Raw genomic sequence first — 10,748 nt, 5'->3', positions numbered from 1 at the left:
CAGGTGTACCGAGTCGATCCCATCGCAGCCTCGCCGGGGCTCGACAGCTCCCACAAGGGATTGGGGAGGCACACTAAGCAAATGTGGGAGCTGTCGAGCTTTAGCGAGGCTGCGATGCAGGCAGCTGGGTTTTACAGGTGTACCGAGTTGATCCCATCGCAGCCTCGCCGGGGCTCGACAGCTCCCACAAGGGATTGGGGAATCACAGGGATCAAATGTGGGAGCTGTCGAGCTTTAGCGAGGCTGCGATGCAGGCAACTGGGTTTTACAGGTGTACCGAGTCGACCCCATCGCAGCCTCGCCGGGGCTCGACAGCTCCCACAAGGGATTGGGGAGGCACACTAAGCAAATGTGGGAGCTGTCGAGCTTTAGCGAGGCTGCGATGCAGGCAGCTGGGTTTTACAGGTGTACCGAGTCGATCCCATCGCAGCCTCGCCGGGGCTCGACAGCTCCCACAAGGGATTGGGGAATCACAGGGATCAAATGTGGGAGCTGTCGAGCTTTAGCGAGGCTGCGATGCAGGCAACTGGGTTTTATGGGTGTACCGAGTCGACCCCATCGCAGCCTCGCCGGGGCTCGACAGCTCCCACAGGGGATTGGGGAATCACAGGGATCAAATGTGGGAGCTGTCGAGCCCCGGCGAGGCTGCGATGCAGGCAACTCGGTTTTATGGGTGTACCGAGTGGGTCCAGTTCCCACAGTGGAGCCGTGGAGTGTCAGGCGTGAATTCGAATCCACACACTCACCAGCACCGTCGCCGCCATCAGCCACGCCACTGCGGCCACCGCCAGGGAGGCCTCCAGGCGCATGCGGTCGACCATCACATACAGCGTCGCCAGGTACACAAAGTACGGAATGATCGACCACATGCCGAACACAATGGTGGTCTTCAGGTCGTCCACCGAGCGGCCCTTGCCGACGATGTAGTGGGCGATCAGTGCAAAAGTCGGAAACAGCGGCACCAGGCCGGCGATGTAATAGTTCTTGGTTTTGGCCAGCACCGCCAGGAGCAACACCACCGCCGCTCCGAGGGCGGCCTTGAAGACTAAATCCACGCATGACTCCTTAGTGGCTCAGGCCGTATTTCTTGACCTTGTCGAACAGGGTGGTCTTGGCCATTCCCAGTTCCAGGCTGGCCTGGGTCAGGTTGCCGCCGCTGCGTTGCAGGGCGTCGCTGAGCAGGTTGCGTTCAAAGGCTTCCACCGCTTCGGTAAAGGCCAGGCCATGGTTGTCGGGGCTGGCGCCGCTTTTCTTGAAGGCGGGCAGGCCCAGGGCAAAACGTTCGGCGACGTTGCGCAGTTCACGTACGTTGCCGGGCCAGTCATGGCTCATCAGGCTGGACAGGGTCTGGTTGTCCAGCTCCGGGGCGATGCGGTCGAAGCGCAGGGATGATTGCTGCAGAAAGTGTTCGAACAACTGCAGGATATCTTCGCGGCGCTCGCGCAGCGGTGGCAGTTCCAGGGTCACCACGTTCAGGCGGTAGTACAAGTCGCTGCGGAACTGGTTGGCGCGGCTCAAGTCGTCGAGGTCGGACTTGGTCGCGGCAATCACCCGGCAATCCACCGCCACGCTCTGGTTCGAACCCAGGCGCTCCAGGGTGCGCTCTTGCAAGACCCGCAGCAGTTTGATCTGCAGGTTCATCGGCATGCTTTCCACTTCGTCGAGGAACAGCGTGCCTTCGTGAGCATGCTCGATCTTGCCGATCCGCCGTTTGCCCGCACCGGTAAAGGCGTTGGCTTCGTGGCCGAAAATCTCGCTCTCAAACAGGTTTTCCGGCAGGCCGCCGCAGTTCAGGGCGACGAACTGGTGGGCGTGGCGGCGGCTAAAGTCGTGCAGACAGCGGGCGACCAACTCTTTGCCGGTGCCAGTCTCGCCTTCGATCAGCACGTTGGCCGAGGTGTCGGCGACGTTGGCGATCAACTCGCGCAGGTTCTGCATCGCCGGCGAGCGCCCGATGATCCGGCCTTCCAGGGAGTCACGTTCGGCCAGTTGCCGGCGCAGCGCCCAGACTTCCCGAGCCAGGCCACGCTGTTCGAGGGCGCGGCGCACCACGTCCACCAGGCGCTCCGGAGAAAAGGGTTTCTCCATGAAGTCATAGGCACCGTTGCGCATCGCGCCCACTGCCATGGAAATATCGCCGTGGCCGGTGATCAGCACCACCGGCAGGCTTTTATCCAGGGCCTTGAGACGGGTCAACAGCTCCAGGCCGTCAATGCCGGGCAGGCGGATGTCACTGATCACAATGCCGGCAAAATTCTCGCCGACACGCTTGAGTGCCTCTTCAGCGCTGGCCACGCCGACGCTGGGAATATCTTCCAGGGCCAGGGCTTGCTGGCAGCCGAGCAACACATGGGGATCGTCTTCGACAATCAGCACGGTCAGCTCGGTGTTGGGTTGGCTGTTCATATCGACTCGCCGGGTTGATGGCCTGCCAGGGGCAGGCTCAGGACAAAGGCTGTACCACCAGCGGCCGGATGCTCGACGGCCAGGTTGCCGCCGGTGGCTGCGGCAAGGCTGGCCGACAGGGTCAGGCCCAGGCCCAAGCCTTGCTCGCCGGGTTTGGTGGTGAAAAAGGGTTCGAACAAATGTTTGCGGGTCTCAGGGTCGATGCCATGCCCGTTGTCCCGCACCCGCAGGCGGTATTTGCCTTCGCTGATGTCACTTTCCAGCCACAGCTGCGGGGCGGGTTGGGCGTGCATCGCGTCCAGGGCGTTGCCGATCAGGTTGACCAGGATTTGCTCCAGGCGCGTCTGGTCGATCTGCAACATGGCCTGGCTGAACTGACGGTGTACGGTCAGCGGCAGGCTGTCGAGGCGGCTGCCCAGAACCTGGAACGCCGCATCCACGGCCTTGCCCAGGCTGGCTTCGCCCTGGTCGTCACCCCGCCGGGCAAACGAGCGCAGGCTGGCGGTGATGCGTCCCATGCGGTCGATCAGTTCATTGATGGTCTTGAGGTTGGTGCTGGCAGTATCCAGGGCGCCGCGCTCGAGGAAGCGCACGGTATTGCCGGACAAGGTGCGCAGGGCCGCCAGCGGCTGGTTCAGTTCATGGGCGATGCTGGTGGACATCTGGCCGATGGCCGCTAATTTGCCGGCCTGGACCAATTCGTCCTGGGCCCGGCGCAGGGTTTCTTCGGCCTGGCGCCGCTCGCGGATCTGCGCCTTGAGCCGTTCGTTGCTGGCGCGCAGGTCGGTGGTGCGCTCGGCAATCCGCCGCTCCAGCTGGTTGTTGGCTTCCTGCAGGGCCTCGCGAGCGGCCAGGCGTGTGGCGATTACCTTGCGCCGCTCATTCCAGGCAATCAGCAGGAACGCCACCAGGGCAAAGGCCACCGCAACGAGGATGCCCTGGTTGATCGCGGCCTGGCGCAGGTCGTTGAGCGGGGTGAGCAGGGTGAAATTCCACGGTGTGTCGTTCAGGGGCCGGGTCTGGGCCAGGTAGGTGACTTCCCGGTCGTCGGCCACCACTTCACTGTTGGCCGGGAAGGTCAGTTTTTCGGTGCCAGTGTCGAGCTGTTCGCGGGCCAGGGGTTGCAGTTCGTTGAGTGTCGCCCAGTAATATTGCAGGCTGCGGGCCAGGCGCTCCTTGGTATCGTCGCTCAGCGGGCGCACCGCCTTGAGCCGGCGTGCCGGGTCGCTGGAGAGGATGATGATGCCGTTCTCATCGCTGACAAAGGCTTCCAGGCGCGCGCGCTGCCAGCGTTCTTCCAACGCTTCGAGGCGCACCTTGACCACTGCGACACCAATGATCTTGCCGTGTTCTTCCAGGCCGTGGGCCAAGTAGTAGCCAGGCTCGCCATTGGTGCTGCCGATGCCATAGAAACGGCCCGGCTGGCCACGTACGGCATTCTGGAAATAGGCGCGGAACGACAGGTCTTCACCGAGGTAGCTGTCGACATCGCGCCAGTTACTGGTGGCCATCACGCGGCCGGTGGTGTCCATCACATAAATCGCCCGACTGCGGCTGCGCCGGTTCAGGCCTTCGAGGTATTCGTTGACCGCTTGCCGGTGTTCCGGGTTCGGGTCGGCCAGCAATTTGGAGACGCTGGATTCCAGCTCCAGCAGGCTGGGCAGGTAGGTGTACTTGCTGATCTCACTCTCGACCGTGCGCGCATGCAGCTCCAACTGGCGCTCGCCGTTCTCGCCCAGGGTCCGGATGCCGTAGTACTCGCTGGTCCAGAAGCCGATAAAACCCAGGCCGATCATCAACAGGATGATCAGGGGCGGCAGGAACAGCTGGCGAATCAGACGAGGCTTCACGGCAAGGGATGGCGGTGCGGCGCGATAGAGGGTGGGGTCGCATTTCATCACAGATGCCTTGGGTCAACCAGCGCTTGCCTGGACCGGTGTGGGGGGCGGGCTTGCCCGCGATGACGGTAGGTCAGCCACAGAGGTTGACTGATATGCCGCAATCGCGGGCAAGCCCGCTCCCACAGGGCCCGGTTTCTACAGTGGACGCTGTGTTGTGCTTAGTGCTGCAGGATTTTCTCGAGGAAGTGCTGCGCACGTTCGGAACGGGCGCTGATATCGCCGAAGAACTCTTCTTTAGGGCAGTCTTCGATGATCTTGCCGGCATCCATGAAGATCACGCGGTCGGCCACTTTGCGGGCGAAGCCCATTTCGTGGGTCACGCACATCATGGTCATGCCTTCCTGGGCCAGTTGCACCATCACGTCCAGTACTTCGTTGACCATCTCCGGGTCCAGGGCCGAGGTCGGTTCGTCGAACAGCATGACGATCGGGTCCATTGCCAGAGCACGGGCAATCGCCACGCGCTGCTGCTGGCCGCCGGACAGTTGGCCCGGGTGCTTGTCCTTATGTGCCGACAGACCTACACGCTCCAGCAATTGCAGGCCTTTCTTCTCGGCTTCTGCCTTGCTGCGGCCCAACACCTTGATCTGCGCAACCGTCAGGTTTTCGGTGATGGTCATGTGCGGGAACAGTTCGAAGTGCTGGAACACCATGCCTACGCGCGAGCGCAGTTTCGGCAGGTTGGTCTTCGGGTCGGCAATCGAGGTGCCATCGACCACAACGTCACCTTTCTGGAACGGTTCCAGGGCGTTGACGCACTTGATCAGGGTGGATTTGCCCGAGCCGGACGGCCCGCACACCACGATCACTTCGCCTTTTTTGACCTCGGTGCTGCAATCGGTCAGCACCTGGAAGTCGCCATACCACTTGTTGATGTTCTTGATAGAGATCATACGGCAAACCTTTTTTGCAGACGCTTGACCAGCAGCGAGGCGGCAAAGCTGATGATGAAGTAGACGACACCGGCAAAGATCAGGAACTCATTGGAGCGGCCGATAATGTCGCCGTTGGAACGGGCGGAGTTGAGGAAATCCACCAGGCCCACGGTGTAGACCAGCGAGGTGTCCTGGAACAGGATGATGCTCTGCTGCAACAGCAGCGGGGTCATCTTGCGGAACGCCTGGGGCAGGATGATCAGGCGCATGGTCTGGCCGTAGGTCATGCCCATCGCTTGTGCCGCAGCCATCTGGCCCTTGGGGATCGACTGCACGCCGGCCCGCACGATTTCGCAGAAGTACGCCGCCTCGAACATCATGAAGGCCACGACGCAGGAGGTGAACGCACCGATTGGCGTGTCTTCGCCGGTGATCCAGCGCAACACGAACGGCACTGCCAGGTAGAACCAGGTGATCACCAGCAGCAGCGGGATCGAGCGGAAGTAGTTCACATAGGCGCCGGCCACGCGGGACAGCAGTTTGCTGGAGGACAGGCGCATCAAGGCCAGGATAGTACCGAGAATGATGCCGCCGACCACGCCCATGACCATCAGCTTCAAGGTCATGACCATGCCGTTCCACAGGCCAGGCATGGCCGGGATAATGCCGCTGAAATCAAATTCCATTATTTGCCCCCCACGGAAATCAGGCCGGGCACAGCGACTTTCTTCTCGACCAGGCGCATCAGCAGCATCAGGCTCATGTTCAGGGTGAAGTAGATCAGCGTGGCCAGGGTGAAGGCTTCAAACAGGTTGGCCGAGAACTCGGCGGTCTGCTTGGTTTGCGCCAGCAGTTCCATCAGGCCGATCAAGGACGCCACGGAGGAGTTCTTGAACACGTTGAGGAATTCCGAGGTAAGCGGCGGAATGATGATCCGGTAGGCCTGGGGCAGCAGCACGTTCCAGTAGATCTGCGACAGGCTGAAGCCCATGGCGCGCGCGGCGGCTTCCTGGCCACGGGGCAGCGCCTGGATACCGGTACGCACTTGTTCACATACGCGGGCGGCGGTGAACAGGCCCAGGCACACGACAACGCTCAGGTAGGCCGAGGTGGTCGGGTTCAAGTCTTGTTTGTACCAGTCCTGCAGGTTTTGCGGCAGCAGGTCGGGCACCAGGAAGTACCAGATGAACAGCTGTACCAGCAGTGGCACGTTACGAAACAGTTCCACATAGCAGGTGGCGATGCCGGCTACGAGGCGGTTAGGCATCGTGCGCATCACACCCAGTATCGAGCCCAGCAGCAAGGCGACGATCCAGGCCACGACGGCGATGGCGATGGTCCAGCCCAAACCGGAGATGAACCAGTCGAGATAGGTCTCGCTGCCCACGCCGGTGGACTTGAAGAATACGCCCCAGTCCCAGTTGTAATTCATTAGGGTCTCCCCCGAAATCAATCGATGTACAAGCACCCGCTTGGGGAAGATCCATTCCCGCCTGACGGTGAACGTCAGGCACACGCGATCGGCTCGGAAACCGCCAGGTCGAGTGTTCCAAATAATAATGCCAGCAGGTAGTAACAGACGCCTGAGGGAGGGTTGGCTCCCTCAGGAGATAAGGTTAGTTCGGAATCAGGACTTTTTTTCAGCCGTTTTGTCGTCGGCTGCTTTGTCGGTCGGATTGGCGATCAGGGCCTTGAGTTCGTCGCTCATCGGGAACATCAGGTTCAGGCCTTTTGGTGGGATCGGCGAGCTGAACCACTTGGTGTAGATGTTGTTGATTTCGCCAGACTTGTAGGTAGCGACGATAGCGTCATCCACAGCCTTCTTGAACGGTGCATCGCCTTTGCGAACCATGCAGCCGTAGATTTCGAAGGATTGCGGCGTGCCGGTCACGGCCCAGTCGGTAGGCTTCTTGGCCTTGGCCATTTCACCGGCCAGCAGCGCATCGTCCATCATGAAGGCAACGGCGCGGCCGCTTTCCAGCATCTGGAAGGACTCACCGTGGTCTTTGGCGGAGATGACGTTCATGCCCATCTGCTTGTCAGCGTTCATGGACTTGAGGATGCGCTCGGACGTGGTGCCGGCGGTGGTCACGACGTTCTTGCCCTTGAGGTCAGCGAAATCCTTGTAGGTCGAGTCCTTTTTGGACAGCAGACGGGTACCGATTTCGAAGATGCCGACGGAGAAGTCGACTTGCTGCTGACGCTCAACGTTGTTGGTGGTGGAACCACACTCAACGTCCACGGTGCCGTTCTGCACCAGCGGAATACGGGTTTGCGAAGTGACCAGGTTGTATTTGACCTTCAGCTCGCCTTCCTTCATGCCGAGGTCTTTCTCGACAGCTTTGACGATGGCCAGTTGAATGTCGTGGGAGTAGCCCACTGGTTTGCCCGAACCATCCGCAATGTAGGAAAACGGAATGGAGGCGTCGCGGTGGCCCAGGGTGATGGTGCCCGACTCTTTGATTTTCTTCAGCGTGCCGGTCAGTTCGGCGGCGAAGACTGGAGTGCTAATCAGAGCAGCAGCGATAGCTGCGCCCAAAATATGGGGAACGATACGCATCAATACTTCCTCGACATTTGTTTTTTTTATGAAGCCTGGACGGCTCTTTCGATACAGCGAATGCCTGTGACGGCTCCTGAAGCATCTCAGACAAACACGTACCAAGTGTAGAGCATGAGTCGTGCCAGACTGTGATTAAAAATCTAACTGTATGATTTATATGGCGATTAACTTTATATGACGAGGTTTATCCGGTGTTTAAATCCGGCAAACCGAATAGGTGGCGTTACCACGTTCGGAAAACCGAATCTGTAGGCATTGGCTGCCGGCGATCACCGCCCGTTGTTGCAGGCCAGCCAGCTCCCACATTGATCGCATTTCACATCAAGACGTTCATAAAAAAGCCCCTGGGCCTTTCGGCGCAGGGGCTGGATGCATCAGGCTGCTTCGATCTTGCTGCGGTTCTGTTCGACCTTGACCAAATAACGCTGCAGGTTTTCCTGCTCCTCGGGGGTGGTGAACAGCCCGAGTTTGGTGCGCCGCCACAGGATGTCGTAGGCCTGGGTCGCCCATTCCTCGGCGCACAGGTAGTCGACTTCCCGGGTGTACAGGCCGCCACCCAGGTGCTCGCCCAGGTCGGCCAGCGATTGCACGCCTTCGAGCAGGCGCCAGGTGCGGCTGCCATAGGTGGTCGACCAGCGGCGGGCGATTTCGCTGGGGATCCACTCGAACTTGCTGCGAATGTCGGTGGCCAGGGCTTCTGGCGTGCTCATGTCTTCACCGCCGGGCAGGCTGGCCTTGGCGGTCCAGCTCGGCTTGATATGCGGGAAGTAGGGGGCCAGTTGCGCCAGGGCCGACTCGGCCAGCTTGCGGTAAGTGGTCAGCTTGCCACCGAACACCGACAGGATCGGCGCTTCTTCGCCGCTGCCGGACAGTGCCAGGGTGTAGTCGCGGGTAATGGCCGACGGGTTATCCGACTCGTCGTTGCACAGCGGGCGCACGCCGGAATAGGTGTGCACGATATCGTCGCGGCTCAACTGCTGCTTGAAGTGGGCGTTGACCACCTTGAGCATGTAGTCCGTTTCACCTTCGGTGATCGCCACTTTCGCGGGGTCGCCGGTGTACTCACGGTCGGTGGTGCCGATGATGGTCAGGTGATTGAGGTACGGAATGGTGAAGACGATACGCCCATCCTCGTTCTGCAGGATGTGCGCATGGGCGCCTTCGTACAGTTTTGGCACGATCAGGTGGCTGCCCTGGATCAGGCGGATGCCATACGGCGAATCGAGCTTGAGGTCATCCTTGATGAACTTGGCGACCCATGGGCCGGCCGCGTTCACCAGAGCCTTGGCGCGGATCGACAGTAGGCTGCCATCGGCGCGCTCCAGGTGCAGGTGCCACAGGCCCTTGCTGCGACGGGCGCTGACGCAACGGGTCTGGGTGTGGATATGTGCACCCTTTTCCCGGGCGGCCATGGCGTTGAGTACAACCAGGCGCGCGTCGTCGACCCAGCAATCGGAGTATTCGAAGCCCTTGGTGATTTCGCTTTTCAGCGGGCTGTCGGCGCCGAACTTCAGGCTTTTGGAGCCTGCAAGTTTCTCGCGCTTGCCAAGGTGGTCGTACAGGAACAGGCCGGCACGGATCATCCAGGCCGGGCGCAGGTGCGGGCGATGGGGCAACACAAAACGCATCTGCTTGACGATGTGCGGGGCCTTGGCCAGTAGCACTTCGCGTTCGGCCAGGGCTTCGCGCACCAGGCGGAATTCGTAATGTTCAAGATAGCGCAGGCCGCCATGGATCAGCTTGCTGCTGGCAGACGAGGTGTGGCTGGCCAAGTCATCCTTTTCGCAAAGGAATACCGACAGGCCGCGACCGGCTGCGTCTGCCGCGATGCCTACACCATTGATCCCGCCGCCAATCACGGCAACATCATAGACTTCGGCAAGGGGTGGAGCAGGCAAGGTAGAAGGGGTCATCGGCTGGCCTCGCGATCTTTTTTAATATTGGAATTCGAACATTAATGTTCATTTGCGAAAATGGTAGCTCATAAACGCGGGCACAGCCAGCTGACTTCGATTGAAAAAACTCATCGAAGGGCGGGAAAAGGAAAAATTGTGAACATTGAGCCGGATGCTGGCTCAAGAGAGTTGTAGCCTCTTGGCCGCCATCGCGGGCAAGCCCGTTCCTGTGGGAGCGGGCTTGCCCGCGATGGCGCAGGTCCAGGCGCCAACGAGCTCAGGGGGCGCTCAGACGACTTCCAGACGAATCTTGTTCTGGCTCAACAACTGCACCAGCGCCGGCACCGGCTGCTGATCGGTGACCAGGCAATCAATCAAACTGATCGGCCCCAGGCGAATCATGGCATTGCGCCCGAATTTGCTGGAGTCCGCCGCGAGGATCACCTTGCGTGCGTTGGCAATGATTGCCTGGGAAACCCGCACTTCCTGGTAATCGAAGTCCAGCAGGCTGCCGTCCTCGTCGATACCGCTGATACCCACCAGGGCGAAGTCGACCTTGAACTGATTGATGAAGTCCACGCTGGCCTGGCCCACCACGCCGCCGTCACGGCGTACATTGCCGCCGGTCAGCAGCACGTCGAAGTCGTCCTTGGCGCTGAGCATCATGGCGACGTTGAGGTTATTGGTGATGATCTTCAGGTGGCTGTGGTTGAGCAGCGCCCGGGCGATGGATTCGGTGGTGGTACCGATATTGATGAACAGCGAGGCATGATCGGGGATCTGTGCGGCAATGGCTTCGCCGATACGCTGCTTTTCATCGCGCATCTGGTCGGCACGCATGGCGTACTCGGTGTTTTCGACACTGGAGTCATAGGCGGCGCCGCCGTGGTAGCGACGCAGCAGATTGGCGTCGGCCAACTGATTGATATCGCGGCGGATGGTTTGCGGGGTAACAACGAACAACTGCGCCATTTCCTCGATACTGACGTAGCCGCGTTCGCGGACCAGTTCGAGGATTTGTTGCTGACGGGGAGGCAGATTCATTGGGCGTCCTGTGGGCTGCCATACAAAAGTGGCCCATGATGACGCAGGAATCTGCTCCCTGCCA

At 60.4% G+C, this 10,748-nt stretch carries 9 protein-coding genes; all 9 read right to left on the bottom strand.

Annotated elements, in window-relative coordinates; all coding sequences use genetic code 11:
- Positions 1–716: 716 nt before the first annotated feature.
- Complete coding sequence (locus HBO24_RS26770; RefSeq protein WP_057438356.1) at positions 717–1,055, bottom strand: GlpM family protein; 339 nt, start codon at positions 1,053–1,055, stop codon at positions 717–719.
- Between the two features lie 10 nt (positions 1,056–1,065).
- Complete coding sequence (locus HBO24_RS26765; RefSeq protein ID WP_057438358.1) at positions 1,066–2,406, bottom strand: sigma-54 dependent transcriptional regulator; 1,341 nt, start codon at positions 2,404–2,406, stop codon at positions 1,066–1,068.
- Complete coding sequence (locus HBO24_RS26760) at positions 2,403–4,304, bottom strand: sensor histidine kinase (protein ID WP_115128904.1); 1,902 nt, start codon at positions 4,302–4,304, stop codon at positions 2,403–2,405. Before HBO24_RS26760 ends, HBO24_RS26765 begins: the two co-directional genes overlap by 4 nt.
- A 161-nt stretch (positions 4,305–4,465) precedes the next feature.
- Positions 4,466–5,200: an amino acid ABC transporter ATP-binding protein gene (locus HBO24_RS26755; RefSeq protein ID WP_057438360.1), complete on the bottom strand. Its 735-nt coding sequence runs from the start codon at positions 5,198–5,200 to the stop codon at positions 4,466–4,468.
- Entirely contained in the window at positions 5,197–5,868 is a 672-nt protein-coding gene (locus HBO24_RS26750; RefSeq protein ID WP_057438361.1) for an ABC transporter permease subunit, read from the bottom strand. The genes HBO24_RS26755 and HBO24_RS26750 overlap by 4 nt, the downstream gene beginning before the upstream one ends.
- Positions 5,868–6,614: an amino acid ABC transporter permease gene (locus HBO24_RS26745; protein ID WP_057438362.1), complete on the bottom strand. Its 747-nt coding sequence runs from the start codon at positions 6,612–6,614 to the stop codon at positions 5,868–5,870. Before HBO24_RS26745 ends, HBO24_RS26750 begins: the two co-directional genes overlap by 1 nt.
- Positions 6,615–6,809: 195 nt before the next feature.
- Positions 6,810–7,742: a glutamate/aspartate ABC transporter substrate-binding protein gene (locus HBO24_RS26740; RefSeq protein ID WP_029295166.1), complete on the bottom strand. Its 933-nt coding sequence runs from the start codon at positions 7,740–7,742 to the stop codon at positions 6,810–6,812.
- Between the two features lie 377 nt (positions 7,743–8,119).
- Positions 8,120–9,658: a glycerol-3-phosphate dehydrogenase gene (gene glpD / locus HBO24_RS26735; RefSeq protein WP_057438364.1), complete on the bottom strand. Its 1,539-nt coding sequence runs from the start codon at positions 9,656–9,658 to the stop codon at positions 8,120–8,122.
- A gap of 270 nt (positions 9,659–9,928) precedes the next feature.
- On the bottom strand, positions 9,929–10,684 hold the full coding sequence (locus tag HBO24_RS26730; RefSeq protein WP_057438366.1) for a DeoR/GlpR family transcriptional regulator: 756 nt from the start codon (positions 10,682–10,684) through the stop codon (positions 9,929–9,931).
- Positions 10,685–10,748: the final 64 nt, after the last annotated feature.

Source organism: Pseudomonas sp. WS 5410, from assembly GCF_012985645.1.
Classification (GTDB): Bacteria; Pseudomonadota; Gammaproteobacteria; order Pseudomonadales; family Pseudomonadaceae; genus Aquipseudomonas; species Aquipseudomonas shahriarae.
This window is presented reverse-complemented; position numbering and strand designations above follow the sequence as displayed.

Excerpts from the sequence above, each read along its gene's own strand:
- HBO24_RS26765 (WP_057438358.1), bottom strand. The coding sequence starts at position 2,406 with ATGAACAGCCAACCCAACACCGAGCTGACCGTGCTGATTGTCGAAGAC.
- HBO24_RS26760 (WP_115128904.1), bottom strand. The coding sequence starts at position 4,304 with ATGAAATGCGACCCCACCCTCTATCGCGCCGCACCGCCATCCCTTGCC.
- HBO24_RS26755 (WP_057438360.1), bottom strand. The coding sequence starts at position 5,200 with ATGATCTCTATCAAGAACATCAACAAGTGGTATGGCGACTTCCAGGTG.
- HBO24_RS26750 (WP_057438361.1), bottom strand. The coding sequence starts at position 5,868 with ATGGAATTTGATTTCAGCGGCATTATCCCGGCCATGCCTGGCCTGTGG.
- HBO24_RS26745 (WP_057438362.1), bottom strand. The coding sequence starts at position 6,614 with ATGAATTACAACTGGGACTGGGGCGTATTCTTCAAGTCCACCGGCGTG.
- HBO24_RS26740 (WP_029295166.1), bottom strand. The coding sequence starts at position 7,742 with ATGCGTATCGTTCCCCATATTTTGGGCGCAGCTATCGCTGCTGCTCTG.
- glpD (WP_057438364.1), bottom strand. The coding sequence starts at position 9,658 with ATGACCCCTTCTACCTTGCCTGCTCCACCCCTTGCCGAAGTCTATGAT.
- HBO24_RS26730 (WP_057438366.1), bottom strand. The coding sequence starts at position 10,684 with ATGAATCTGCCTCCCCGTCAGCAACAAATCCTCGAACTGGTCCGCGAA.